Source organism: Exiguobacterium sp. s191 (assembly GCF_018618955.1).
Classification (GTDB): Bacteria; Bacillota; Bacilli; order Exiguobacteriales; family Exiguobacteriaceae; genus Exiguobacterium_A; species Exiguobacterium_A abrahamii.
Genome location: NZ_JACSNC010000001.1, coordinates 230,726 through 256,971, shown reverse-complemented (window position 1 = coordinate 256,971; position 26,246 = coordinate 230,726). Strand labels below are relative to the sequence as shown.

Sequence of the window (26,246 nt, the reverse complement as noted above, 5' to 3'; positions counted from 1 at the left end):
TTCCTCCTCAAATTGTTTGTTTTACTTTTTTCGTCTGTTGGGCATTTAATAGCGCAAAGGCTAGTGAGTACATTTTTGCTTCTGCTGTATCGGCACGGCTAGTCAAAACGACTGGCGCCCGCGCTCCGACGAGAATCGCCGCAACCGAGGCATGTGCGAAATACATGAGTGATTTGTAGATGACGTTTCCGACTTCGATTTGCGGAACGACGAGTAAATCCGCCTGACCTGCTACATCTCCCGTCAATCCTTTTTGCTGGGCAGCGACGAGATTTACGGCATTGTCGAGTGCGAGTGGTCCGTCTACAAGGCAATCCTTGATTTGACCACGTCGGTTCATCTGTGTCAAAAGTGCGGCATCAATCGTCGCCTGCATCGTCGGATTGACGACTTCGACAGCTGCTAAGACTGCGACTTTCGGTAAGCCGTATCCAAGCGCTCGTAAGGCGGAGACACCGTTTTCGATGATCTTCACTTTGTCTTCGAGTGTCGGTTGGATGTGAATCGCTGCATCGGTTAATCCGATCGCTGATTCACGCCCCGGTACTTCGAACAAGGCGACATGCGACAAGACATTCCCTGAACGCAAACCCGTTTCTTTGTTCAAGACAGCTTTCATGAACGTAGCTGTCGGAACAAGACCTTTCATCAAGACGCTCGCATCCCCCTTGCGAACGGCATGAGCAGCACGTTCTGCCGCTTCTTGCGATGTAGAAGTATGAGTGATCACGAACTGTGACTCTCGTAATGCTCGCTTTTGAATCATCTGCTGAATCCGTGTCGCATCCCCGAACAAATGAAAACGCGCTAAATCGTTCTCAATTGCTAATGCGACAGCATCCATCACTTCTTCGTCATCCGCAGCTGCAATCGCAACGACGGAATCTTCGAGTCGAGCTGCCTGCTCGACCATTTCACTGAATCTCACCGTATTCCCCCCTCACCTGTCATACATAAATAGTAATAGCAATTTTCGTGCCAATTCAAAAGAGACGGTAGGTTAAGCAAGAACGTCTTTAATTTTGCATGCTTTTGCATTTTTTGCAATATATTGCACGCAAAAATTTGCGCTTCACGAGTAGATGTTAAATCGTTCCACTTTGTAATAAAGTGCCCGAAGAGAAATTCCGAGTTGTTTCGCCGCTTCTGTTTTGTTGCCATTAAAGGCAGTAAGCGCTTCCCGAATCAACCGTTCTTCGACGTGTGACATCTCGTCCGATAGATGCTTGATTTCCTTTTTCTGTCTCGTCGTGACTTTCGTTGTTTGTGGCACGACAAGCTGAAGATGACCTTTTCGCAAGACGGTTTCTGTTTTATCCGTAAAAATCAACGCGCGACCGATGACATTTTCAAGCTCGCGGACATTTCCTTTCCACGGTTGCTTCTTCATTGCTTCGAGTACATCATCTGAGATCCGTCCGACCGATCGTCCATAACTTTGATTCAATTTACGGAGTAAGTGTAAGGTCAATGGTGCGATATCATCCGGTCGCTCACGTAGTGCCGGTATGTGAATCGGTAAACGATTGATCCGGTAGTAGAGATCTTCTCGGAACTCATTCATGATGATCTTTTGCTCTAGATTCGCATTCGTCGCCGCGATAATCCGGACATCGACTGGAATCGCCTTCGTCCCACCGACGCGAACGACTTCATTTTCCTGTAACACCCGTAATAGTTTGGCCTGGACGTCGAGTGGTAGTTCGCCAATCTCATCTAAGAATAGCGAACCTCCATGTGCTTCTTCGAAATATCCCCGCTTCCCACCACGTCGCGCTCCTGAGAACGCGCCTTCCTCGTAGCCGAATAGTTCACTTTCGAGTAACGTCGGTGCGATTGCCGCACAGTTGACGCGGACGAATTGTTCATATTTACGTTCGCTCGCTGCATGGATCGCATGTGCAAACAGTTCCTTGCCGGTTCCGGATTCACCGCGAATCAAGACGTTGACGGGCATCGTTGCCGCAAGCTTTGCTTGATCGACGACGAAGCGCATCGCTTCACTCTCAGCGATGATATCGTCAAAAGTATATTTGGCTTCGAGCGTCCGGATTTTTTGTCGCGCTGCCTTCAATTCTTTGGCGAGTGCCTTCATTTCTGAAATATCCCGAATGACCCCAACGGAACCGCGGACTTGTCCATCGACGATGACGGGTGCCGCATTGACGATGATATCACGTTGATCTTGCCCGATCTTCATGCGAACATCCCGCACGTTCTCGCCCGTATTCAAGACTTTCAAATGAACGGATTCCTGCATTCCGATATCGGCACTTGCCGGTTTTCCGACAACGTCTCGCTCCGTGAAACCAGTCATACGCGTATATGCTGGATTGATCAGCATCGTCTGTCCGTCTTGATCGGCGACGGAAATCGCCTCGCTCGTACAATGAATGATTGCTTCGAGCATTTTCTCTTTTTCAGTCAATCGCTCAAGCAACACTCTGACAAATTCCCCCGGTAAGACCGCTGCTCCCGGAAAATCATGAATCAATTGCTCAAGTACGCCAGTTTCTCCTGTAGCGTCAATGATGAAATCGACATCAGCTCCTTCAAAAGCTGACCAATTCGTTTCGATCCGAATGTCCGCACGCCGTGCAAGCGCCACCCCAGGCGCCTCCATGTTTGGATCGACGAGACCGATGACCGTTAATAATGGTGAACGTTGAAACGCATGCAGGACTTCTGTTCCCCCTTGACCAGCCCCGACGACGAGTAGATGATGCATATGAATTCCCCCTTTGAAACTGCTTACATTTCTATCGTACTCGGAATAAAATAGGGAAGCAAACCCGATTCGCAGAACGATCGATTTTTTGATACAATACGCTTGGAAAGGAGTGGCGTCCTATGCGTATCATTGGTTTGCTCTCATTATTAATCCCCGGCATCATCGGCGCGATTGGTATTAAGCTCATGCGTGATAGTGTTTTTCTAATTGCGCAAGTGCCGTTTAAATACTTAGGCGATGCGGCTTACGTATATGTACTGCAAGGTCTCGTTGGTTTGGTTCTTGCGATGGGTGGCATTGGATTTGTCGCAGGATATGTCTTTTATCGCGATCGAAAACGTGGAAAAGTCTCCGACCGCTATCAAAAAAAATGAACACAGAAAAAGGTCCCCATCTCTTGAACTCATTTCAAGCGCGGGACCTTTTACTCGTATAAAATTGGTTTCACTTACGGATGAACTCCTCTCATAGTTAGAACTATTCGTGTACTCCAAAACCTTAGGTGTTCCTCTTAATGAAGAGGTAGAAAGAAATCAGATCTGGCTATCGGGCTAACGATAGAATGGTGTTTCAGTTCCATCATCTGACTGTACTCGGGACCTAGGTGGAGCGTAATGTCATCCGCTTGAAGCAGTCAAACATTCGGTTGCTAACAATCACTGCTAGACAACACTCCTTTTCACGAACTGTACTTTTCATTTTAGACGATCCGTTACCTTCCACTTTTCCCTAGCTTCGAAATCATGGAAGCTCCCATTCATTCGAGATTTCTCATCTAGAATGAACAAGATACCTTGGTACGACTTCTACCAAGAGAATGTCGTCCGGCATTCTTGAGCCATTTACAGTTGGCGTTCTGAGATGATGTTCGTCAACAGGATTTCCGGAGTCCTTGTCGACTCGACGTTCATCTGACGTCTTGCCAAATCATTTGGTACCTTTATTATAACAAACATTTCAGTTTATGCAATATTTATTTGCAAGCGTTTTTATATATTTTTAGCTTTACGGTATGCTATAAGCAGATCGTAATCGAAAGGAGACCTTTCATGCGAAAAATCATCGTATTCGAACATCTATCGTTAGACGGTGTCATTCAAGCACCGAGCGGAAAGAATGAGGATGTGAGCAACGACTTCGAACAAGGGGGATGGACTGCTCCATTTCAACATCCTGAGATTGGTCAGGTCATCCGTGAATGGATGCAAGAGGATTGCTCCCTGTTACTCGGTCGCAAAACATACGAGCAATGGTCGAGTTACTGGCCACTCCACCCAGATATCTGGCCAGTTGCTGATCATGCCATGAAGTATGTTGCTACGCGTCATACACCACCTATTCTTTGGCAGCCGACGATTTATTTGAATCAACCAACTTCTGAACTAACACGCTTGAAACAACAGGACGGACCACCACTTCACGTCTGGGGGAGTAGTCAACTCGTTCATACGCTTTATCAAGCCGATCTGATCGATGAACTTCGATTGATCCTCTATCCCGTCATCATCGGTTCTGGTAAACGTCTATTTCCCGACAACGGAATGACGCCCATCACTTGGAATGTCACGAAACGACACACGTTTGATAACGGCGTATTGATCGCTTGCTATGAACGGGATAGGAACTAAAAACACACCGTCTATCATTCAGACGGTGTGTTTCCTTTAACCAGATTGTTCTTGATTCATATGACTCGAAACATACGAGATGAATTCCGAGTTCTTCGGACTTTTCTCTTGTTCGATTCGGCCATTGAAGAGCTCGTGCTGTTGCATCCCTTCGTTCCAGGCGGACTTGATGGCGTGACGCATCGCTCGTTCGACACGAGAAGCCGTCGTTTGGTGTTTCTTCGCGATCGTCGGATAGAGTTCCTTTGTGATCAATCCGAGTAAATCTTCCCGTTCAAGCACCATTAAGACAGCGTCCTTCAAATACGTGAAGCCTTTAATATGCGGAGCAATCCCCACTTCTCGAAGTGTCGTACCGACTTTTAAATCAATCGTTTCGACGATCGGTGCTTGTCCTTGATTCGTCACGAGACGAATTTTTTGAACGAGCTGATCCATGCTGAACGGTTTAAGTAAGAAGTACGATGCTCCGAGGGTGACCGCCTGTTGCGAGACCTCGTCTTTACCGAAGGCACTCAACATGATGACAGCAGGGTTCTTCTTTTTCTTCATCAATTCTTCGAGAACACCAAGCCCATCTAAATGAGGCATGATGATGTCGAGGAGCAATACATCCACTTCGTGTTCTTTCATACGTTCGAGACAACTCTCGCCATTGTAGGCGACGCAAACGACTTCCATGTCTTCTTGCGCAGAGATATGCTGGCGAATCAGTTCGACCATTTCGCGATTATCATCTGCTATCCCGACTTTAATCAATCCTTACACCCCATTTTTAAGCGATTCTTTCATCGTCTTCGCCTGATCCATCAATTCCTCGGCATGGCGTAACGTCAAATCCGTCATATGTGCACCGGAAATCATCCGTCCTAGTTCGTTTCCTCGATCTGACTGAGACAAGACGTTGACCTGTGTCGTCGTACGATCCGTCTCCTCGATTTTCCGAATATAGAGATGTTGATCGGCCATCGAAGCGACTTGCGGTAAGTGCGTAATACAAAGCACTTGTCCGTCTACCGATAAACGATAGATTTTTTCAGCCATCGCTTGTGCGACACGACCCGATACTCCTGTATCGACTTCATCGAAAATGATTGAAGCAACTCCGACCGAGCGCGAGAAGATTGACTTCAATCCGAGCATGATACGAGATAACTCCCCGCCCGATGCAACTTTTCCGAGCGACTTGAATGGCTCTCCCGCATTCGTCATGATGAAGAACTCCACTTGGTCGATTCCGTTCTTGCGTAGCATCGGTGTCTTCCCGTCTTGAAGAAAACGAATTTCAAACCGTGCTTTTTCCATGTAGAGCTCACGCAACTCCAGATGAATCGCTTCGCTTAATTGAACGGCCGCTTTTCGACGCTGTTGCGAGAGACGCCCACCTATCTCAAACAATTCGCCTTCGAGCTGTTCGACTTCGGCTTTTAAGCGTTCAATCCGTTCATCTCGATTCGTCATCGTATCGAGTTCAACTCGAATCTTCTCCCCATACGCGATGACTTCCTCGATCGTCGCCCCGTATTTTCGTTTCAGTTGTTGAAAGACGGATAAACGTTGTTCAATCTCATCGAGTCGATTGGAATCAAACTCAAGTGTTTCGAGTTGATCTCGAATCGCATACCCGACTTCTTCGAGTCCATAAAAAGCGCTTGCGATCGCGTCACTCTGCTGCGAAAACTGTTCGTCGATGCTTGATGCTTGTTGTAATTCACGCATCGCGTCTCCGACAGAGTCGATGCCGCGCATCTCATCATGCAAAGCATCGTACGCTGTCTTTAACGACGCATATAGCTTCTCGAAATTCGCGAGACGATTTCGTTCGACGAGCAACTCGTCTTCCTCATGTGCTCGAAGTTTTGCGCCTTCAATCTCTTCCGTCTGGAACGATAGTAGATCAATCCGTTGAGCGAGTTCTTGCTCACTTTGCGCGAGCGATTGCAGCGCCATCCGTTTTTCTTCATACGCTTGATAACCGGATTGATAGGCTTGAAGGAGCGGTGCAATCGTCTCTTGCGCGAAGTCATCGAGAATCGCTTGATGATACGTACTGTCCATTAAATGCTGATGTTCATGTTGCCCGTGCATGTCGACGAGGACACGCCCGAACTCCCGTAAGATCGTCAGTGTGACCAGCTTATTGTTGACGCGACAGACACTTTTCCCGGTCGCGAACAGATCACGTCGTAAGATGATCAATCCATCTTCGATATCGATACCATACTCTTCTGCGAGATCATAGACGAGATGGTCGTCTTCAATCAGAAACAATCCTTCTAGTTCCGCCCGATCTTCCCCGTATCGAACGAATTCCGCGGATCCACGTCCACCAATCAATAAACCGATCGCGTCGAGAACGATCGATTTACCGGCACCTGTTTCCCCAGTCAAGACGGTCATTCCTTTTTTAAAGTCGATCTGTAGCTCGTCAATGATCGCAAATTGTTTGATCGATAATTCAGCTAGCATCCTGTCAACTCCTTACAGCATTTCTAAAATTCGTTCGGTCACTTCTTTCGCTTGTTCCTCACTTCGTGCGATCAATAGGATCGTATCGTCCCCACACACCGTGCCAAGCAGTTCGTTCCAGCTCAAATGGTCCAGTAAGACGGCGACTGCGTTCGCATTTCCCGGCAGGACATGCATGACAATCAGATTTTGAGCAGAATCAATCGAGATGAAGCTGTCCCCGAGCAGACGCCGCAATTTCCCGAGTGGGTTGAAGCGTTGGTCGGCGGGTAAGCTGTATTTATAACGTCCATCATTCAACGGAACCTTAACGAGATGAAGTTCCTTGATATCTCGTGATACCGTTGCCTGTGTCACCTTATATCCTGCATTCCGTAATTCCTCTACCAATTCATCTTGGGTTTCTACTTCCGACTGGGTGATGATCTCCCGAATCTTAATCAACCGTTGCCCCTTTGTCATTCCTGCACCTCACAGTATTCTTCGATGTTACTATTGTAATCCAATAAATCATTAAAAGTCCACGTTTGCCATTTTATTATACGGTTTTCGTCGCTCCGAACAACAATGAGGACGGACCCATGAACCGGATCCGCCCTCGTTTTCATCTGTTCGTTTAAAGACTAGCATGTGCTTGCTTGACTGTCTCCGTCGCATGGACGGATGCATCAAGTCCTGGTTGACCAAGGCGCGCATGCAATAAGAACTCGATGTTCCCCTCTCCACCAGTAATCGGCGAATAGTCGAGCTGTTTCACATAGAATCCTTGTTGAATGAAGAATTCGACCATCTCATCGAGGACACGGACATGAATCCGTTCATCACGCACGATGCCTTTTTTACCAATGTCATCACGCCCCGCTTCGAATTGCGGCTTGACGAGCGCCATGACATCTCCTCCTTCGACGAGGATCGTCTTCAGCGGTGGAAGCATCAACCGTAACGAGATAAATGACACATCGATCGTCGCAAACTGCGGCGCAACAGGGAACATGTCTGGTGTCGCATGCCGGAAGTTCGTTTTCTCCATCACCGTCACACGGTCATCCGAGCGAAGCTTCCAGTCCAGCTGATTGGAACCGACATCCAGCGCATACATATGTGCTGCTCCATTTTGTAAGGAGCAGTCGGTAAAGCCACCCGTTGACGATCCAATATCGAGACCTGTTTTACCCGTGACATCGAAATCGAATACTTGAAGTGCCTTTTCCATCTTGAAGCCTCCACGACCGACATAAGGCATCAACTGACCTTTGACGTGCAGATCGATGTCCGACTTGACCTTCTCACCGGCCTTCTCTAATCGTTCCGTACCACTAAAGACCAGTCCAGCCATGATCGATCGCTTTGCTTTTTCACGCGTTTCAAACAAACCGCGCTCGACGAGAAGAACGTCGAGGCGGATTTTTTTTACATTTTCCATGAATCGTCACACACTCTGTTTCTTTCCTTGATTGACGAAAGCGCGTACTTCTTCTGCGATTTGTCCAGGTAATAATCCGATTTCTTCCAGTAATTCGTTCACACCGCCATGCTCGATATACCAATCCGGAATACCAAAGCGTTTGACGCGCGGGAATGCTTCCTGCTCGTTCGCATGCTCAAGGACAGCTGATCCGAATCCACCTTTTAAGACGGCTTCTTCGAGCGTCACGAGTGGAATGCCTTCTGCGTAAAGGGCATTCAGCATCTTCTCATCAAGCGGTTTGATCGTCCGAGCATTGATGACACGAACCGATAGTTCGTCTGCTAGGAGATCCGCGATTTTGAGCGCATCTTGTACTTGTGGTCCAAACGCAAGGATCGCGACGTCCGTTCCTTCACGTTCGACTTCCCATGTATCAAGCGAAATTTCATGCAGTGTCTCGTCCATTGGTACACCGATACCTTCTCCACGTGGGAAACGAACGGCGATTGGCCCTTCATATTTGACGGCCGAATAGAGCAAGTGTTGCAGTTCGTTCTCATCCTTCGCCATGACGATCCGGATGTTCGGTACGTGACGCATGAAGGCAATATCGAAGACGCCTTGGTGTGTTTCACCATCTGCGCCAACGAGACCTGATCGGTCAATCGTAAACGTCACATCTAGATTTTGACGCGCCACGTCGTGAACAAGCTGATCGTATGCACGTTGGAAGAAGGTCGAGTAGATCGATACGACAGGTTTCATGCCTTGCGTCGCCTGACCAGCTGCAAATGTCACAGCATGTTGTTCTGCAATCCCGACGTCAAACATCCGCTCTGGGAATTCTTTTTCAAAACAATCGAGTTTTGAACCGACGCTCATCGCTGGCGTGATCAACGTCAGCTTTTCATCATCGCGTGCCATCTTTGTTAAAGTATCCGCTACCGTAAAGGAGTAACTAGGTGCTTTTGATTTCCCTTTGATGACTTCGCCAGACTCCATCTTGTACGGTCCAAGACCATGCCACGTGCCGACGCCATCGAACTCTGCCGGACGATAGCCTTTCCCTTTTTTCGTGATGACATGAAGCAGGACAGGACCTTCTTCTTTTTTCACGTAATTGAGCTGTTCGATTAAATCATCAAGATCGTGCCCATCGACTGGACCATAATAGTTGAAGCCGAGCTCTTCAAAGAACATGCCAGGAACAAGTGCGCCTTTAACGGCTTCCTTCAACTTCTCGCTTCCTTTTTCAAGGCGTCCGCCAATGACCGGAATCTTTTTGATCAACGTTTCAAGCTCGTCTTGGGCAAAACGCACTTTACGTGATGAACGAATTCGTCCAAGCATTTGATGCATCGCCCCAACGTTTGGTGCAATCGACATCTCGTTATCGTTTAAGATGACGATGACGTTTTGTTGTTCTGCTCCAATATGATTCAATGCTTCGAGTGCCATACCACCTGTCAAAGCACCGTCACCAATGATCGCGACTGCACGATCACTCTTACCGCTCAGTTCGTTCGAAACAGCAATCCCCATTGCTGCTGACAAGGACGTCGAGCTGTGACCTGTCTCCCAGACGTCATGCACACTCTCATTGCGTTTCGGGAACCCACAGAGTCCTTTGTGCTGACGGAGCGTATCAAACTGGCTCGCTCGTCCTGTCAAAATCTTATGCACGTATGCTTGGTGCCCGACATCCCAGACGAACTTGTCATTCGGACTGTCGAATTCACGATGCAACGCAAGCGTCAACTCGACGACACCGAGGTTCGGTGCCAAGTGTCCACCTGTCGTCGCTAATTCTTCAATCAAAAAGCGTCGAATATCGCCTGCGAGTACTTCGAGTTCGGAGACCGACATACGCTTTAAAAATGACGGATCCTGTATTTCTGTCAATTTCATACCTTACCGCCTCTTTTCCTTACAATCTTATAGGGTTTGTACCCTACATTGTACTAGAACAATCTATCGAGCGCCATTGTCAGCATAGAAAAAGACGACGCAGATGCGTCGTCCTGCTTAATGGTCGCGCTTGACCACGAAGTCGAGCAGTTCCTTAAGTGTCGTCGCTTCGACTGATAATGCATCAATCGCTTGTTCCGCTGCTTCCACCTGAGCTGTCAGTGCGCGTTTCGCTCCTTCAAGACCCAGTAATTTTGGATACGTTGCTTTTTCGTTCCCTTCGTCGCTACCAACCGGTTTGCCGATTTTTTCAGCATCTCCCGTCACGTCCAAGATGTCATCTTGGATTTGGAATGCGATTCCGAGATGGCGACCGTATTGCTTCAAGTGCTCAAGATCCGTCGAGCTGACCGAGGCAAGCAAACCACCCGCTTCGACTGCAAAGACGAGGAGTGCTCCTGTTTTCCGACGGTGAATCGACTCAAGCTCCGCTACGTCATTGATGCCGCCACGCTCACCGAGCATATCGTCGAGCTGACCACCGACCATACCCGTAGCACCAGCCGCTGCTGCTAACCGTTCGACAAGTGCAAGCTTCACTTCTGACGAAGCTGGTGTCTCAAGAAGACAGCTGAAGGCGTTCGTGAGCAAGGCATCTCCTGCTAAAATCGCTGTCGCTTCATCAAAAGCGATATGATTCGTCGGACGCCCTCGACGCAAATCATCATCGTCCATTGCGGGAAGATCATCGTGAATCAGTGAGTATGTATGAATCATCTCAAGTGCCGCAGCAGTCGCGTCACCTTTTGAACGATCGATGGAAAAAGCATCGAGTACCGCATAAATCAAGGCTGGGCGAATTCGTTTCCCACCCGCATCGAGTGAATACCGCATCGAATCGCGTAAACGATCCGGTGCGTCGAGTCGCTCCATGAACTCTTCCATTTTGTTTTCGACTTGTGTCTTCCACTCATTCAAAGCAATCATTGCGCTCCTCCTTTTTCCCGAAGCGTACCATCTTGCTCCAGGATTTGATCGAGTTTTTTCTCAGCAACGGATAACTTTCCTTGGCAAAGAGCCGTCAGTTTGACGCCTTCTTCATATAGAGCCATCGCTTGTTCAAGAGGAGCTTCGCCCTCTTCGAGTAACGTGACGATTTCTTCTAATCGTTCCAGTGCTTCTTCAAAAGATTGTTCCGTCTCCATTCTTACTCCCCATCCTCTCGTTTAGCACGAATCGTTCCATCATGGAATCGGATATCGAACGAAGACGCTGTCAATGCCTTCGCGGAACGGACGATTTGTCCATCCTGTTCGACATACGTATAGCCGCGCATCAGAACATGCGTCGGACTGACGGAGTCGAGTCGCGCGAGCACATGACGCACCTGTTGTTGCTTCGATTGTAAAAGTCGACGAACGATTTCGAGTCGACGTCGTGATTGTTCAATCGTCGCCCGTTGTTGCACGAAGCGGTCCCGCATCGGCACACGCATTAAGCGTGTGTCAAGACGCTCCACCTGTTGCTGGTGTTGCGCTACTACTTGCTTGATCTCCTTTTGTAGTGCCATCTCTGCTCGGTCCAATTGTTCCTGCTTCAGTCCGAGTAGGACGCGTGGTGATTTCAGACCGTAGCTCGCGGCAAGCCGTGTCACTTGCTCTTGTTTACTTTTGAGGAGTTGTGCATACGTTCGTTCTAAACGACGCTTCACATCCTGCACCCGTCGAGATAGTGCCTCTGCTTCCGGAGTGACGAGTTCTGCCGCTGCCGTTGGTGTAGCCGCACGAACGTCGGCGACGAAATCACTGATCGTAAAATCCGTTTCGTGCCCGACGGCAGAGACGATCGGAATGCGTGATTCAAACACGGCTGTCACGACAGACATCTCATTGAATGCCCACAGCTCCTCGATCGAACCACCACCACGACCAATGATCAACACATCACAGGCATCATGCTCATTCATCAGCTGAATGGCACGACTGATTTGTGGTGCCGCGTCCGCTCCCTGTACAAGGACCGGAGCGAAGACGATGGCCGCTTGCGGATAACGGCGCCGGAGTGTCGTTGCGATATCATGAAGCGCTGCTCCTTTTGGCGACGTGATGATTCCGATGCGCTCTGGAAAAGCTGGCAACGATTGTTTGATTGCTGGAACAAACCAACCACGCTCTTCAAGATCCACCTTCAAGCGTGAGAACGCCTCATATAACGCTCCTACACCGTCTTCCGTCATCCGTTCGACATAGAGTTGCATCTCCCCAGAAGAGACGTAAACGGATAAGCGCGCGGTGACGACGACTCGCATCCCATCGCGAACGTCTGCTTTGACTCGACTCGCATCCCGGGCAAACATGACGGCTTTCATCCGTGACTGCTCGTCCTTCAACGTAAAATAAAGGTGACCGGAAGAGTGTCGTTTAAAGTTCGACACTTCTCCCACCACCTGGACTTGTTGCAGAAGGGCGTCGCCTTCTAGTTCACGTTTGACATAGTGGACTAAATCGGAAACGTGAAGAGGTTCGCTCATCGCGCAGCCTCGATCGTGTTATGCAGTAGCATCGTGATCGTCATCGGACCAACGCCACCCGGAACAGGTGTAATCATCGATGCAACGTCTTGTACCGTATCAAACTCGACATCACCGACGAGTTTGCCATCGACACGGTTGACACCAACGTCAATGACGACAGCATCCGGTTTCACCATATCCGCCGTAATCAGCTTCGGTACGCCGACTGCGACGATCAAGATATCCGCTTGACGCGTCATCGCACCGAGATCTTTTGTCTTGGAATGACAATAGGAAACGGTAGCCGATTCATTCAAGAACAACATACCGACGGGTTTACCGACGATTTGGCTACGACCGACGACAACGACGTGTTGACCAGCAATCGGTACGTTCATCTCTTTGACGAGATGAAGAATGCCGTTTGGTGTACACGGTAAAAATGTCGGTTCACCAATCATCATTTTCCCGACAGAGACAGGATGAAAACCATCGACGTCCTTTTCAGGAGAAATCGCAAAAATGACCTTACTCTCATCAATGTGGTCAGGCAACGGCAATTGGACGAGAATCCCATGGACACTCGCATCAACGTTCAGACGGTCGATCAAGTGAAGAAGCTCTGATTCCGTTGTTTCTGCCGGAAGTCGGATCAACTCCGAATCCATGCCGATTTCCTTCGCCGCCTTTTCTTTACCACGTACATAGGACTGACTAGCAGGATCTTCGCCAATCAGGATGACAGTCAATTGCGGTTGAATCCGCTGTTCTTTCAGACGTGCGACTTCTTCTTTCAGCTTCATACGATATGAATGGGCTACCTGTTTTCCATCGATTACTACTGCCATGATTTGTCCACTCCCCCAAAAAGTTCGATTCACTCTTCTGTCTGTTTGTCTCTATTCGGTTTTACAAGTTTATGAATTTTCTTTGACGACGCCTTGTGCGACCTTACCGAGAACACCGTTCACGATTTTTGTCGCTTCTTCGTCAGCAAACGCCTTCGTCAATTCAATCGCTTCGTTGATCGTCACTCGAACTGGAATGTTCGTTTCGAATAACAATTCGTAGACGGCTAAGCGAAGAATCGTCCGCTCGATGTTTCCGAGTCGTTCGAATGACCAGTTGACCAGTGCTTCTCGGATGTGTTGGTCAATCGTTGCTTTGTTCGTTTCGACACCGTTCACCAATTGCTCGACGAATGTGTCATATTCCTTACCTTCTACCGCGAATTCAATGGCCTCTTGTGCAGTCAGATCCGAAAGCTCCATTTGGAACAAAGATTGGACTGCGAGTTCGCGTGCCATGTGTCGTTTCATCATGATTTTGCGTGCTCCTTTTTTTGTCGTTCTCAATCAGTTAGTTTAGCACATTCCTCTTTTAAAAAACATAGAGAACGCCAAAAAAAGACGGGAGTTCGTCGCACAAACTCCCGTCCTGATTCAGTTAACGATCGTACCTTTTAGCTCACGCTCTGCGAATTTCGTCGTGAACGTGCCACGCCGGAATACCGGGTGACTGAGAACACGTTCGTGGAACGGGATCGTCGTCTTGACACCTTCGATCCAAAATTCAGCTAGTGCACGTTCCATCTTCGCACATGCTTCTTCCCGTGTTTCCGCATGGACGATCAACTTCGCAACCATCGAGTCATAATATGGTGGAATCATATATCCTGGATAGACCGCGCTATCGATGCGCACACCCATTCCGCCTGGTGTCACGTATTGTGTGACGCGTCCAGCAGACGGACGGAAATCATGGTCTGGATCCTCGGCATTGATTCGGCATTCGATCGAATGACCGTGGAACTTGATATCCTTTTGTTTGACGGCAAGCGGATGATCGAGCGCCACTTGCAATTGTGCTTGAACGAGGTCGAATCCAGTGATCATCTCCGTTACCGGGTGTTCGACTTGAATGCGCGTGTTCATCTCCATGAAGAAGAACTCTTCCGTCTCTTCGACGAAGATGAATTCGATCGTTCCAGCTCCCGTGTATTGAATCGCTTTTGCGGCTTTTACGGCAGCCTCGCCCATTTTTAATCGTGTCGCTTCACTGACCGCAGGTGATGGCGCTTCCTCGATCAGTTTCTGCATCCGACGCTGGACGGTACAATCCCGTTCACCGAGGTGAATGACATTCCCGTGACGGTCAGCGAGGACCTGTACCTCGACATGGCGGAATTCTTCGATGAAACGTTCTAAATAGACATCCCCGTTTCCGAAAGCTTGTTTTGCTTCACGGCGTGTCTCACTTAGCCCGTTGATCAGCTCTTCTTCCGAACGAGCGACCCGAATCCCTTTACCTCCACCACCTGCTGTTGCTTTGATGATGACCGGATAACCAATTTCTTGCGCCAGTGCGACCGCTTCTTCGTCCGTGACCGTTCCATCTGAACCAGGTACGACAGGCACACCACACTCGATCATCGTTTTCTTCGCAACATCCTTGATTCCCATCTGACGGATCGCATCCGACGTCGGACCAACGAACTTGATCCCGCACGCTTCACACATCTCAGCAAAATCGACGTTCTCGGCTAAGAAACCATAACCCGGATGGATCATCGTCACTTGACGGTTCGTTGCGATCGCAAGGATATTCGTAACGTTTAAGTAGGATGAAGCAGAACTCGCCTCACCGATGCAGTACGCCTCATCGGCTAAACGAACGTGTAGGGCTTCTTTATCCGCTGTCGAGTAGACAGCAACGGTTTGTATTCCAAGTTCCTTTGCCGCTCGAATGATGCGGACGGCGATTTCTCCACGGTTGGCAATCAATAATTTTTCCATGCTGTTCACCCCCGTTTACGGACGGATCCGGAAGAGTGGTTGACCAAATTCAACGAGATCTCCATCGGCGACAAGAATCTCGACGACCGTTCCAGATACTTCCGAGTTTAAGTTATTGAAGAGTTTCATTGCTTCAAGGACACAAACGATCTGACCCACTTCAATCTGATCACCGACTTTGACGTATGCCGGTTTATCTGGATTCGGACGCGAATAAAACGTTCCGACCATCAAGGCATTGATCGTGACCGTATCATCCGCAGTCGCCTCTTCCTCGACTGGTGCTGCCGCTTGCTTCACAGGAGCAGGCGCCGCCACTGGAGCAGCAGGTGCTTGATGCGAGACCGTCACTGTTTCTCCTTGTTTCTTCAACTTTAATTTATACGTATCCGTCTCGAGTGAGAGTTCATTTACACTCGACTGATCGAGCATTTCGAGTACTTGTTTCAACTGATCGATTTTCATCTGTCATTCTTCCCCCATCTATGCTGTATTCACAATTATTATACCAGGTGCTAATGCCTACTCAAATACTTATATTAACTGGTCATACCATTGGATGCAAGTCAAGCTGAATGAAAAAAGACGTCTCTCGACCTGATAGAAGGTGAGAGACGTCTTGTCGTTTCAATATTATCCGTTGTAACGACCTGTGAAATCACCTGTACGTGTATCAACCGTTACTTTTTCGCCTGCTTCGATGAAGAGTGGGACTTGAATGATATGACCTGTCTCCACTGTCGCATTTTTCTTGACGTTCGAAGCTGTATCACCCTTAACGCCAGGCTCTGCTTCAACGATCGTCATGACGACTGTGTTCGGTAATTCAAGACCGAGGATTTCGCCGTTGTAAACCGCGATTTGAACTTCCATGTTTTCAAGCAAGTATGGAAGAGCTGCTTCGACTTGCGCCGTCGTCAATTCCAATTGCTCATACGATTCTGTGTCCATGAAGACGTAAGTCTCGCCCATTGGGTAAAGGTATTGCATCTTATTACGCTCGATGTGTGCACGCTCGACACGCTCACCACCACGGAATGTCATCTCTTGGATGTTTCCGTTACGGATGTTACGCATTTTCGTCCGAACGAAAGCTGCCCCTTTACCTGGTTTAACATGTTGGAATTCAAGTACTTGCCAAATCATACCGTCTGAAGTCTTAATCGTTAATCCTGTTTTTAAATCGTTTACTGATACCATGAATGGTTCCTCCTAAAATGTCCCGTCACTCTGAATTAGAGAGTGATCAGTTCTTTTGGTGAAGACGAAAGAATTTCTCGACCTGTTTCCGTGATCAAGACGTCATCTTCAATCCGGCATCCGCCAACTTGCGGCACGTAGATACCTGGTTCGACCGTAACGATCATGCCTGGTTCAAGTTTCGTCTCAGAGCGGAACGACAAGCCAGGTCCTTCATGTACTTCTAGACCAATACCGTGTCCCGTCGAGTGACCGAAGTACTCACCGTAACCTGCTTCTTTGATGATATCACGTGTCAACGCGTCCGCTTCGATCCCAGTGATGCCTGGTTTTAAGCCGTCGACACCCGCTAGTTGCGCTTGTAAGACCGTATCGTAGATTTTCTGCAACTCGGCATTGATCGGACCGACTGCGACAGTCCGTGTGATATCTGAAACATAACCGTTCAAGAGCGCTCCGAAATCAAGCGTGACGAGTTCACCTGTCGCAATGACCTTCGAGCTGGCAACACCGTGCGGCAAGGCAGAACGATAGCCCGATGCCACGATCGTATCGAAAGAAGAAGACGTCGCTCCATGCTTACGCATGAAGAATTCTAGTTCATTTGATACTTCAAGTTCCGTTCGTCCTGGTTGAATGTACGTCAAGATGTGTTGGAAGGTCGCGTCTGCGAGCTCCACCGCTTCCTTAATCATCTTAATCTCTGACGAATCCTTAATCAAGCGTAGGTTTTCAATGATTCCTGTCGTCGGAACAAGCTCGATTGCCGAAGCTTGATCGTATGCTTCAAAAGCACCGAGTGTCATCGCATCCTTTTCGACACCAACCGCGCGAACACGCGCTCCTGCCATCAATTCGCCCATTGTCTCTGGAATCGAACGTTCGATTTGAACGATCTCCATTCCTTTGACTTGGTCTGCTGCTTGCTCCGTGTAACGGAAATCCGTCACGAAGTACGCTTGCTCTTCTGTTACGAGACATGCACCGCTTGAGCCCGTGAAGCCGGAAATGTATCGAATGTTCTCTGCCTTCGTGACGAGTAATCCTGGAAGGTCCCGTTCCTTTAAAGCTGCTTGTAACGCCTCGATCCGTTGTTTCATGATTGATTTCCCCCTTGTTCCGATTGTTGTAAAGCTTGGAGTGCCTCCGTTGCCAGACGATATCCCGTCATGCCAAGTCCAGCGATGACTCCTTGGCAGACAGGTGCAATCATCGAGTGATGCCGGAAGGATTCACGTGCATGGACATTCGATAGATGGACCTCGATGACGGGCGCTTCGATTGCAGCAATCGCGTCACGTAACGAGATACTCGTATGCGTGTAGGCAGCCGCATTGAAGACGATGCCGTCCGCTCCCCGTTCCTCGTGAAGAACATCAATCAGTCGTCCTTCATGGTTCGATTGTTCAAACCGAAACTGAATGTTCGGAAAATAAGTGCGAAGGTCGTGTTCTAAGTCGGCTAATGTCGCCGTTCCATATGTATCCGGTTCGCGTGTTCCGAGTAAATTCAAGTTTGGTCCGTTTAATATCAAGACACGCAAAAAAACACCTCCTCGAATTCCTTTTCATTGTATCATAACCCGATTTCCGACTCCTAAAGATTACCTCGTTTTGACGAGTCGAACATAGTTTTTTTGTCGTAAATCAAGTACACTGACGATACACCTAATTTTAATGAAGACGGGATGCGTTCTATTATGAAAACGACTAATCCGCCGGTCGGTGGTCAAGCCATCGTCGAAGGCGTCATGTTCCAAAATGCGACCCACGCGGTCTCTGCGATTCGTCGAAATGATGAGTCGATCGAGACGTTCGCCCAACAAAAGCCGGTTCGACCACGAATCGCTAAAGGTAAAAAAATCCCACTTCTGCGTGGCTTGTTTGCTTTAATGGAGTCCTCAGCGAATGGCGCCAGTCATATGAACTTCGCAAGTGACCGATACGGTGTCAAACCTGGTGAAGAAGAGCCGGAAGAAACGACTGCCAGCCCTTTGACGAAATGGCTCGGCGTAGCTGTCGTCGGGATCCTATCATTCTTCTTCGGTAAATTACTCTTTACGTTACTACCTGCTTTCCTTGCGTCACTATTCGATGTGTTCCCTGCTTTATCGGGACATGTCATTCAAAATGTCATCGAAGCAACAATCAAATTAACGCTTTTGTTCAGTTACCTCTACGTGATTTCATTGACTCCGCTCGTCAAACGACTCTTTCAATATCACGGTGCAGAGCATAAGGTCATCAACTGCGTCGAATCAGGACGCCCACTCACGGTCGAAAACGTTCGCGTCAGCAGTCGTCTTCATTACCGTTGCGGCTCGAGTTTCTTGATCTTCACCGTCATCGTCGGATTTTTCGTCTATCTGATCGTGCCAACGGATCCGCTTTGGTTGCGTCTCGTCTGCCGGATCGCCTTATTACCGGTCGTCATCGGTCTTTCATTTGAAGTGTTACAGCTGACGAATAAAGCGCAGCACATCAAAGGACTTCGCGTCATCGCCTTGCCTGGCCTATGGTTACAATACTTGACGACGAAAGAACCGGACGATGCACAGATCGAGGTTGCGATTTATGCGTTTGAAGCATTGGAAAAACAGGAACATAACCTACATGAGAATGCACTGGGTTAATCGATAACAGGGGTGATATTATGATCAGACAACGCATTGGTTCTACATTTGCACTCGTCGTGTTACTGTTCGCTTTTGTCGGCTTCGGATATAAACTCGTCAATAATCCAAGTAGTCTGTTTTCACAATTGCTGTTCTTCGGGATTACCGCCGGGATCATCTTCTTGCTCTTTAAGTTCCTGACTCGTAATCGAAGCGTCGGAACGGGCGCAAATGCTCAGTACCGAAAATCCGTCGCTCAATCAAAAAAAATGCATGGCTCTTCGAATTCTGTTCGCCGGACAGACTTTAAGAAAAAACCGGTCAAGTCCTCAAAAGCGCCGGCATCGAATAAAGTCAGACCGTTGCGCGATCGTTCAAAAGCGCCTCATCTGACAGTGATCGAAGGAAAAAAAGGCAAAAAGAAAAAACGTGCTTTTTAATTTCAGAAGTACATTAAAAAGGAGATTCGTCATGCGACGAACCTCCTTTTTTCGCGTTCAATCCGTTTCGACCCAACCGATATACGGTAGATTGCGATATTCCTCCGCACAATCGATTCCGTACCCAACAACGAAGTAATCCGGAATCTCGAAACCGACATAGTCTGCGTCGAGTTTTACTTCACGACGTGCCGGTTTATCAAGCAATGTACATACTTTGAGAACTCCGGGTTGATGCAATTTCATGTGATCACATAAGAAATGGAGCGTCCGCCCTGTGTCGATGATATCTTCGATGACGACGACATATTTCCCTTGCACATCGAGATCGAGATCTTTCTTCAACTGAACACGCCCGGAAGAGACGGTCTTTGTTCCGTAAGAAGAGCACGCGACTGTATCAATTTGAACGCTTCCTTTGATTTCGCGCATCAAATCCGCAGCAAAGACCATCGACCCTTTTAACACGACGACGAGAACGATTTGACGCCCAGCCGCATCCACTTCGATCTGTTGTGCTAATTCACGAACCTTTTCTTTCAGTTGTGACTCCGACACTAATTTTTCTTTAATCGTGATTTCCATGACAAGGTGCGAACACCCGCCACCCCCTTCGTCCATTTTCAGGCTCAGTATAGCATATCTAACTTAAAATGCGCACTTTATCATAAAAATGTAATGGATCGTTCGTGTTTGAGAACTTTTTTTAGCAAGGAACTATAAAAAAACAAGCCTCAATCCTCTGGATGGGCTTGTTGATAGCGATGCAGTTCCTCTTTCAAACCAGGACGTTCCGCAAAGAACTGAATCATTCCGTTAATCTTATCCAACGCTTCGATACTAATATGATGCTCGATTCCTTCGACATCCTTATAAATCAGTTCTTCATCCACACCAACGAGACGAAGAAAATCTTCAAGTAAGGCGTGTCGTTCCACGAGACGCTTTCCGATTTTGCGTCCTTTAGGCGTCAGCATGAGACCCCGATACTTTTCGTAAACAAGGTACGTCTCCCGGTCGAGCTTTTGAACCATCTTCGTTACCGAGGACGGGTGAACTCCTAACGACTCCGCTATATCCGATACGCGAGCGTATCCTTTATCTTCAATCAGTTTATAAATTTGTTCCAAATAATCTTCCATACTCGGAGTTGGCACGACATCACCTTCCCATTTCATTCATTAGCGTTTCCAGTTCCACTCATCACTACGGTATTTCTCGGCAAGACGCTCAATCTCCTGCCACTGCTCACTCGTGAATGTCAACGGAACGAACGACAAATCAAGCGCCTCTTCGAAGCCTTTCGTGAACGCTTCTCGTACCTCGTCAAATGCGACAGCGCGACCTGCTAGCTCATTCAAAGCGACAGCTTTTCCTGAAAAACGCGCTTTCATCCGCTCGCGCGTCGACTCATCATCATACAAGAAACAATCAAACAATTCACCTTCATCGACAGAGAGTGGGACCGAACCGTGCTGTAAGACAACGCCTTGATGGCGGACTTGTGCACTTCCTGCGACTTTCCGTTTTCCTACAGCGAGTTCATAATACGATGCTGCATCAAAACAGACGGCTGATTTCGGCTTCCGTAATTCTTCTTTTTCCTCTTCCGTCAACGGAACGGAAAATTCGACCGGAATGCCGAGGTGATGGTATCCTTTGCGAATCCCTTCCGTCAACATCCGATAACTTTCGATGACCGTGCGTGGTAAACCTTCTGTATCTTCCGGGATGACGACACTGTATGTCAACTCGTCTGCATGCAAGACAGCGCGCCCTCCTGTCATCCGACGCACGATCGGAATCCCGAGCTCTGCAATCCGCTCTCGATCGATATCACGGGTTGCCCGTTGAAAATGACCAACACTTAATCCACGTGGTTCCCATGAGTAAAAACGAAGCGTCGGTGCGATCTCCCCCCGCCCGACGAACTGAATCAATGCTTCATCGATTGCCATGTTCATTGCCGGTTCCATCGCCGGCGTCGTCAACACTTGCCACTCTCTGTTCACTTGAGCACCCCCAAAACGTTTCCGTCTTAGTGTATCAAACCCATTCTCGGTCGCGCAATCACGAGTCGATTGCCGAAATCGATTTCGTTGACTATAATGAAACAGAGGTTAAACGAACGAAGGGGTTGGAAGTCGAATATGGAAACTGGAACTATCATTACGATCGTATTATGGGTCGCGCTGATCGCCTACATCGCTTGGCGTTTCATGCCGGTCAAAGGCATCACGAAATTGTCGCAAGAAGAATTCCGTGCGAACTACCGTAAAGCACAAATCGTCGATGTTCGCGAAACACAGGAATTCAAAGGCGGACACATCGTTGGTGCCCGTAACATCCCGGTCAGCCAAATGAAGATGCGCTCGAAGGAATTACGAAAAGACATGCCGATTTACTTGTATTGTCAAGGGAGCATGCGTTCTTCACAGGCTGCAAAAGTTTTGAAAAAAGCAGGCTATACGAATCTGTATCAGTTAAAAGGCGGATTCAAGCAGTGGTCAGGAAAAATCAAACGGAGCTAATGCTTCGTTTATCGCAAAAAGAGGATCTCTCCTTCGTCGGAGAGGTCCTCTTTTTTATGAAACAGCTTATGCGTGTACTTCTTGTTTTGGTTCGTAGCGTAAGACTGGTTTTCGAGCAGCAAGTGTCTCGTCCATCCGTTTGACGACCGTCGTGTGTGGTGCGTTCAAGACGACATCCGGTGTCTCTTCGACCTCTTTTGCAATCTGGAGCATCGCATCACAGAAGGCATCGAGTGTTTCTTTCGACTCTGTTTCCGTCGGTTCGATCATGATACACTCCTCGACGTTCAACGGGAAGTAGATCGTTGGTGGATGGTATCCAAAGTCAAGCAGACGTTTAGCGATGTCAAGCGTCCGGACACCTAGTGCTTTTTGACGTTTACCCGACAAGACGAATTCGTGCTTGCAATAGACGTCGTATGGCGCGTCATACGCACCTTTGAGACGAGCCAACATATAGTTCGCATTCAAGACCGCTTCTTTCGAGACGCGAGCAAGACCTGCTCCACCCATCGTCCGAATATAGCTATAGGCACGAACGTTGATGCCGAAGTTACCGTAGAATGGTTTGACACGACCGATTGCTTCCGGACGATCGTAGTCGAGGACATAACGCTCTTCCTCTTTGCGGACGATTGGTTTCGGTAAATACGGAATCAAATCTTGTTTGACCCCTACTGGACCCGATCCTGGTCCGCCGCCACCGTGCGGTCCTGTGAACGTCTTATGCAAGTTCAAGTGAACGACATCAAAGCCCATGTCCCCTGGTCGAGCGATGCCCATGATCGCATTCGAGTTCGCACCATCGTAGTACAGTTTTCCGCCTGCCTCATGAACCGCTTTGGCGATTTCGACGATATCCGACTCAAATAAACCGAGCGTGTTTGGATTCGTCAACATGAGTGCCGCTGTATCGTCACCGACTTTTTTCTTTAAGTCCGCTAAATCAACGAGACCACGTTCATCCGATAAGACCGTCACGGTATCAAATCCAGCGACAGATGCCGATGCGGGGTTCGTTCCGTGTGCCGAGTCCGGTACGAGGACTTTCGTCCGTTTAAAGTCACCACGTGCATGATGGTAGGCCTTAATCAACATCAAGCCTGTCCATTCACCGTGTGCTCCCGCCGCCGGCTGAAGCGTCACTTCATCCATTCCTGTGATGACTGCGAGTTTTTCTTGCAGATCATACATCAAACCGAGTGCCCCTTGGACACTTTCGACTGGTTGAAGCGGGTGAATGTGTGCAAACCCAGGGAGGCGTGCCATATCTTCATTGATTTTCGGATTGTATTTCATTGTACATGACCCGAGTGGATAGAATCCAGAATCCACACCATGGTTACGGTTCGAGAGTGCCGTGTAGTGACGGACGAGATCCAGTTCAGATACTTCCGGTAGCGCCACGTCTTCCTTCCGTAACATCGAGGTCGGTAACAATTCTTCTACTGCCACCTCATCGACAGTCGGTAACGGTAAGCTATAGGCGATACGACCCGGTTTAGAAATTTCAAAGATCAATGTTTGCTCATTCATGTGTGAGTCCCCCTAACGCTGTCACGAATTGATCCAACTCTTCATTCGTCCGTAATTCCGTTGCACAAACAAGCATTTCATTTTGACGCGCTGCGTCATACGATCCTAACGGTAAACCGCCGATGATTCCGTGATCGAGCAATTGTTGACTCGCACGTGTCGCGTCGATTGGTAGCGTAACGACGAATTCATTGAAGCTCGGTCCATCGTCAACGATCGTAAAGCCAGCCTGTTTCAGCTTTTGTTTTAATGCATGTGCCGTTTGCAAGTTACGTGTCGCGAGTTCCCGGATACCCCGTTTTCCGAGTGCACTCATCGCGATCGAAGCAGCGAGTGCATTCAACGCTTGGTTCGAACAGATGTTAGATGTCGCCTTGTCACGGCGAATGTGTTGTTCACGTGCTTGTAACGTCAGAACGAAACCGCGTTTCCCATTCTCATCGACGGTCTGTCCAACGAGACGTCCCGGAATCTTACGCATCAACGCTTTTGTCGTCGTGAAATAACCACATGTCGGTCCACCAAAGCTTTGTGGAATTCCGAACGGTTGGCAATCTCCGATCGTAATGTCAGCGCCAAGTTTACCTGGCGCTTCTAAGATACCGAGTGCCAGTGGATTCGCAGAGACGATGAACAGCGCACCACGAGCATGAGTCGCATCGGCCAATGCTTGTAGTTCTTCGACACGACCGTAGAAGTTCGGATACTGCACGATGACACAGGCGACGTCTTCGATGGCATCGAGTTGATCGATCCGTGTGACACCTTGCTCAAGCGCCAACGTCTCGACGTTTAGTCCTGGACCGTTCGCATACGTCCGAACGACATCGTGTGCTTCCGGGTGAACGCCGTCTGAAAGAACGATCGTCTTTTTCTTCGTATGGGCACACGCAAGCATGGCCGCTTCCGCTAACGCCGTGATCCCGTCATACATCGACGAGTTCGCGACATCCATCCCTGTCAATTCACAAATCATCGATTGGAATTCAAAAATCGCTTGTAGCTCACCTTGCGAAATCTCTGGCTGATATGGTGTATAGGCAGTGTAAAACTCTGAGCGCAGTAACATATGATTGACGACAGCAGGTGCATAGTGATCATAGATGCCTGCGCCAAGGAACGATGGATATTGTTTCGTATTCATGTTTTGGTCGGCAAGCTTCGATAGCGTCCGAATCAAGTCCGTTTCCGGAAGTGGCACACCGACTTCTTCCAATGTACCGTTATCACGGACGGATGCCGGGATATCAGCGAGTAAATCTTCGATCGATGCTGCACCGATCGTCTGTAACATCGCCTGCTCATCTTCTGCTGTCATTGGTAAATAACGAAAATCCATAGAAATATCCCCCTTATTTCGTGCGACGATAAAACGGTGTCGCTGTTCGTTTCGCTGCTAAACGTTTTCCGCGTACTTCCACTTCAAATTGCTCTTGTTCCGCTACTTCTGCAGGAACGAGTGCCCAAGCAATCGCTTTTCCGACTGTCGGCGGCAACGTACCTGTCGTCACCACACCAACGACTTCCCCGTCATGCCAAACCGGTGCATCTTGACGCGCAATCCCTTTATCGAGTAATTCAAGACCGATCAAGCGACGCGGTGCTCCTTGTTCTTTCTGTTGCAACAAGACTTCTGAACCGACGAACGGTTTGACTTGTGGTTTGACCGCAAAGCCCATTCCCGCTTCGATTGGTGAAATCGTTGCTGATAATTCATGTCCGTAAAGTGGCAGACATGCCTCAAAACGTAATGTGTCACGTGCCCCGAGACCGCATGGTACGACACCTTGCTCAAGCAATGCTTGCCAGACAGCAGGTGCGTCACCAGCTGCCATGTAGAGTTCGAATCCATCTTCCCCTGTGTACCCACTGCGTGAGACGATCATTTCCACTCCTGCAACCGTCCCCCGTTGGAACTTGAAAAATCCGATCTCTGATAAAGCAAGTGGTGTCATGCCGGAAAGGATGGCTTCCGCACGTGGTCCTTGGACCGCAATTTGACCATATTGTTCCGATTGATTCTCAAGCGTGACGTCTCCTGTTAGATAGTGACGTAAATGTTGTTCGTCTTTTTCAATGTTCGAAGCATTGACGACGAGAAGATAGTCCGTTTCTGCCAAACGATAGACGAGTAAATCATCCACTGTCCCACCGTCTTCTTGGCATAAGACGTTATATTGCGCTTGCCCCACCGCAATCTTCGAAATATCGTTCGATAATGTAGCTTGTAAAAACGTCAGAGCATCCGGTCCGCTGACGAACAGTTCTCCCATGTGCGAGACATCGAACATGCCGACGTTCTCCCTTACTGCAACGTGTTCTTCTTTAATCGAGGAAAACAAAACTGGCATTTCAAATCCCGCAAAATCCACCATCTTACCGGTTTGCGAAACCGTCTCGAATAACGGTGTTCTTTTCAATGTCGTTTGACTCATACAAATCCCCCTATTTACGAACGTTTTCGCTCTCTCTTC

General features: G+C 48.5%; 28 protein-coding genes. 5 read left to right on the top strand and 23 right to left on the bottom strand.

The window, feature by feature from the left end; genetic code table 11:
• Nucleotides 1–7: 7 nt before the first annotated feature.
• Nucleotides 8–928 carry a phosphate butyryltransferase gene (yqiS, locus tag KNQ09_RS01335; protein ID WP_041255026.1) on the bottom strand — a complete coding sequence of 307 codons (921 nt, stop codon included), beginning with the start codon at nucleotides 926–928 and terminating at the stop codon, nucleotides 8–10.
• Between the two features lie 144 nt (nucleotides 929–1,072).
• Nucleotides 1,073–2,728 (bottom strand): sigma 54-interacting transcriptional regulator, encoded by a 1,656-nt coding sequence (locus tag KNQ09_RS01330; RefSeq protein WP_058704307.1) that lies wholly within the window; start codon nucleotides 2,726–2,728, stop codon nucleotides 1,073–1,075.
• Between the two features lie 122 nt (nucleotides 2,729–2,850).
• Between KNQ09_RS01330 and KNQ09_RS01325 the strand changes: the two genes are divergently transcribed.
• Together KNQ09_RS01325 and KNQ09_RS01320 are read left to right on the top strand one after the other, a co-directional pair.
• A complete protein-coding gene (locus KNQ09_RS01325) occupies nucleotides 2,851–3,105 on the top strand; it encodes a DUF2627 family protein (RefSeq protein WP_058265115.1) in 255 nt (84 codons plus the stop codon).
• A gap of 675 nt (nucleotides 3,106–3,780) precedes the next feature.
• On the top strand, nucleotides 3,781–4,359 hold the full coding sequence (locus KNQ09_RS01320) for a dihydrofolate reductase family protein (RefSeq protein WP_064300281.1): 579 nt from the start codon (nucleotides 3,781–3,783) through the stop codon (nucleotides 4,357–4,359).
• 36 nt (nucleotides 4,360–4,395) lie between these two features.
• Here the strand turns inward: KNQ09_RS01320 and spo0A are convergent, their stop codons facing one another.
• The 15 genes from spo0A to aroQ form a co-directional block, all read right to left on the bottom strand.
• Entirely contained in the window at nucleotides 4,396–5,118 is a 723-nt protein-coding gene (gene spo0A, locus KNQ09_RS01315; RefSeq protein ID WP_035398295.1) for a sporulation transcription factor Spo0A, read from the bottom strand.
• Between the two features lie 3 nt (nucleotides 5,119–5,121).
• Nucleotides 5,122–6,828, bottom strand: a complete 1,707-nt coding sequence (gene recN / locus KNQ09_RS01310) for a DNA repair protein RecN (protein WP_064300282.1) — start codon at nucleotides 6,826–6,828, stop codon at nucleotides 5,122–5,124.
• A 12-nt stretch (nucleotides 6,829–6,840) separates the two neighbouring features.
• Complete coding sequence (gene ahrC / locus KNQ09_RS01305) at nucleotides 6,841–7,290, bottom strand: transcriptional regulator AhrC/ArgR (protein ID WP_023467586.1); 450 nt, start codon at nucleotides 7,288–7,290, stop codon at nucleotides 6,841–6,843.
• 154 nt (nucleotides 7,291–7,444) lie between these two features.
• Nucleotides 7,445–8,251, bottom strand: coding sequence for a TlyA family RNA methyltransferase (locus tag KNQ09_RS01300; RefSeq protein WP_214857101.1), 807 nt, complete (start codon nucleotides 8,249–8,251; stop codon nucleotides 7,445–7,447).
• 6 nt (nucleotides 8,252–8,257) lie between these two features.
• Nucleotides 8,258–10,144 (bottom strand): 1-deoxy-D-xylulose-5-phosphate synthase, encoded by a 1,887-nt coding sequence (gene dxs / locus KNQ09_RS01295; protein WP_023467585.1) that lies wholly within the window; start codon nucleotides 10,142–10,144, stop codon nucleotides 8,258–8,260.
• A gap of 117 nt (nucleotides 10,145–10,261) precedes the next feature.
• Nucleotides 10,262–11,131 carry a polyprenyl synthetase family protein gene (locus KNQ09_RS01290; RefSeq protein ID WP_064300285.1) on the bottom strand — a complete coding sequence of 290 codons (870 nt, stop codon included), beginning with the start codon at nucleotides 11,129–11,131 and terminating at the stop codon, nucleotides 10,262–10,264.
• Nucleotides 11,128–11,349, bottom strand: a complete 222-nt coding sequence (xseB, locus tag KNQ09_RS01285; RefSeq protein ID WP_023467583.1) for an exodeoxyribonuclease VII small subunit — start codon at nucleotides 11,347–11,349, stop codon at nucleotides 11,128–11,130. Before xseB ends, KNQ09_RS01290 begins: the two co-directional genes overlap by 4 nt.
• A gap of 2 nt (nucleotides 11,350–11,351) precedes the next feature.
• On the bottom strand, nucleotides 11,352–12,674 hold the full coding sequence (gene xseA / locus KNQ09_RS01280) for an exodeoxyribonuclease VII large subunit (protein ID WP_214857099.1): 1,323 nt from the start codon (nucleotides 12,672–12,674) through the stop codon (nucleotides 11,352–11,354).
• Nucleotides 12,671–13,504, bottom strand: a complete 834-nt coding sequence (folD, locus tag KNQ09_RS01275; protein WP_082627410.1) for a bifunctional methylenetetrahydrofolate dehydrogenase/methenyltetrahydrofolate cyclohydrolase FolD — start codon at nucleotides 13,502–13,504, stop codon at nucleotides 12,671–12,673. The genes xseA and folD overlap by 4 nt, the downstream gene beginning before the upstream one ends.
• Nucleotides 13,505–13,573: 69 nt before the next feature.
• Nucleotides 13,574–13,978 (bottom strand): transcription antitermination factor NusB, encoded by a 405-nt coding sequence (gene nusB, locus KNQ09_RS01270; RefSeq protein ID WP_023467580.1) that lies wholly within the window; start codon nucleotides 13,976–13,978, stop codon nucleotides 13,574–13,576.
• Nucleotides 13,979–14,098: 120 nt separating this feature from the next.
• Nucleotides 14,099–15,451 carry an acetyl-CoA carboxylase biotin carboxylase subunit gene (accC, locus tag KNQ09_RS01265; RefSeq protein ID WP_035409099.1) on the bottom strand — a complete coding sequence of 451 codons (1,353 nt, stop codon included), beginning with the start codon at nucleotides 15,449–15,451 and terminating at the stop codon, nucleotides 14,099–14,101.
• Between the two features lie 15 nt (nucleotides 15,452–15,466).
• Nucleotides 15,467–15,916: an acetyl-CoA carboxylase biotin carboxyl carrier protein gene (gene accB / locus KNQ09_RS01260; RefSeq protein ID WP_029341092.1), complete on the bottom strand. Its 450-nt coding sequence runs from the start codon at nucleotides 15,914–15,916 to the stop codon at nucleotides 15,467–15,469.
• A gap of 168 nt (nucleotides 15,917–16,084) precedes the next feature.
• Nucleotides 16,085–16,651, bottom strand: a complete 567-nt coding sequence (gene efp, locus KNQ09_RS01255) for an elongation factor P (protein WP_023467577.1) — start codon at nucleotides 16,649–16,651, stop codon at nucleotides 16,085–16,087.
• A gap of 35 nt (nucleotides 16,652–16,686) precedes the next feature.
• Nucleotides 16,687–17,751 carry a M24 family metallopeptidase gene (locus KNQ09_RS01250; RefSeq protein WP_023467576.1) on the bottom strand — a complete coding sequence of 355 codons (1,065 nt, stop codon included), beginning with the start codon at nucleotides 17,749–17,751 and terminating at the stop codon, nucleotides 16,687–16,689.
• Entirely contained in the window at nucleotides 17,748–18,194 is a 447-nt protein-coding gene (gene aroQ / locus KNQ09_RS01245; protein WP_214857097.1) for a type II 3-dehydroquinate dehydratase, read from the bottom strand. Before aroQ ends, KNQ09_RS01250 begins: the two co-directional genes overlap by 4 nt.
• 156 nt (nucleotides 18,195–18,350) lie before the next feature.
• Between aroQ and KNQ09_RS01240 the strand changes: the two genes are divergently transcribed.
• Both KNQ09_RS01240 and KNQ09_RS01235 read left to right on the top strand, forming a co-directional pair.
• Nucleotides 18,351–19,283, top strand: a complete 933-nt coding sequence (locus tag KNQ09_RS01240) for a DUF1385 domain-containing protein (protein ID WP_064300286.1) — start codon at nucleotides 18,351–18,353, stop codon at nucleotides 19,281–19,283.
• Nucleotides 19,284–19,303: 20 nt separating this feature from the next.
• Complete coding sequence (locus tag KNQ09_RS01235; protein WP_023467573.1) at nucleotides 19,304–19,705, top strand: SA1362 family protein; 402 nt, start codon at nucleotides 19,304–19,306, stop codon at nucleotides 19,703–19,705.
• A gap of 57 nt (nucleotides 19,706–19,762) precedes the next feature.
• Here KNQ09_RS01235 and hpt read toward each other — a convergent pair whose 3' ends face one another.
• The 3 genes from hpt to KNQ09_RS01220 form a co-directional block, all read right to left on the bottom strand.
• Nucleotides 19,763–20,290: a hypoxanthine phosphoribosyltransferase gene (gene hpt, locus KNQ09_RS01230; protein ID WP_064300287.1), complete on the bottom strand. Its 528-nt coding sequence runs from the start codon at nucleotides 20,288–20,290 to the stop codon at nucleotides 19,763–19,765.
• A gap of 149 nt (nucleotides 20,291–20,439) precedes the next feature.
• Nucleotides 20,440–20,862: a transcriptional regulator MntR gene (mntR, locus tag KNQ09_RS01225; protein WP_035398709.1), complete on the bottom strand. Its 423-nt coding sequence runs from the start codon at nucleotides 20,860–20,862 to the stop codon at nucleotides 20,440–20,442.
• A gap of 24 nt (nucleotides 20,863–20,886) precedes the next feature.
• Nucleotides 20,887–21,717, bottom strand: coding sequence for a lipoate--protein ligase family protein (locus tag KNQ09_RS01220; RefSeq protein ID WP_023467570.1), 831 nt, complete (start codon nucleotides 21,715–21,717; stop codon nucleotides 20,887–20,889).
• Nucleotides 21,718–21,855: 138 nt separating this feature from the next.
• On the opposite strand from KNQ09_RS01220, the gene KNQ09_RS01215 reads away from it, so the two are divergent.
• Nucleotides 21,856–22,236, top strand: coding sequence for a rhodanese-like domain-containing protein (locus tag KNQ09_RS01215; RefSeq protein ID WP_023467569.1), 381 nt, complete (start codon nucleotides 21,856–21,858; stop codon nucleotides 22,234–22,236).
• Between the two features lie 66 nt (nucleotides 22,237–22,302).
• Here the strand turns inward: KNQ09_RS01215 and gcvPB are convergent, their stop codons facing one another.
• From gcvPB to gcvT, 3 genes are read right to left on the bottom strand one after another with little or no spacing between them, the layout of a single operon-like run.
• Nucleotides 22,303–23,772, bottom strand: a complete 1,470-nt coding sequence (gene gcvPB / locus KNQ09_RS01210) for an aminomethyl-transferring glycine dehydrogenase subunit GcvPB (RefSeq protein WP_029341085.1) — start codon at nucleotides 23,770–23,772, stop codon at nucleotides 22,303–22,305.
• The gene (gene gcvPA / locus KNQ09_RS01205; RefSeq protein ID WP_056060214.1) at nucleotides 23,765–25,111 is read right to left on the bottom strand and encodes an aminomethyl-transferring glycine dehydrogenase subunit GcvPA; all 1,347 of its coding nucleotides are present in this window, start codon (nucleotides 25,109–25,111) and stop codon (nucleotides 23,765–23,767) included. The genes gcvPB and gcvPA overlap by 8 nt, the downstream gene beginning before the upstream one ends.
• Before the next feature lie 13 nt (nucleotides 25,112–25,124).
• Nucleotides 25,125–26,207: a glycine cleavage system aminomethyltransferase GcvT gene (gcvT, locus tag KNQ09_RS01200; RefSeq protein WP_214724467.1), complete on the bottom strand. Its 1,083-nt coding sequence runs from the start codon at nucleotides 26,205–26,207 to the stop codon at nucleotides 25,125–25,127.
• Nucleotides 26,208–26,246: the final 39 nt, after the last annotated feature.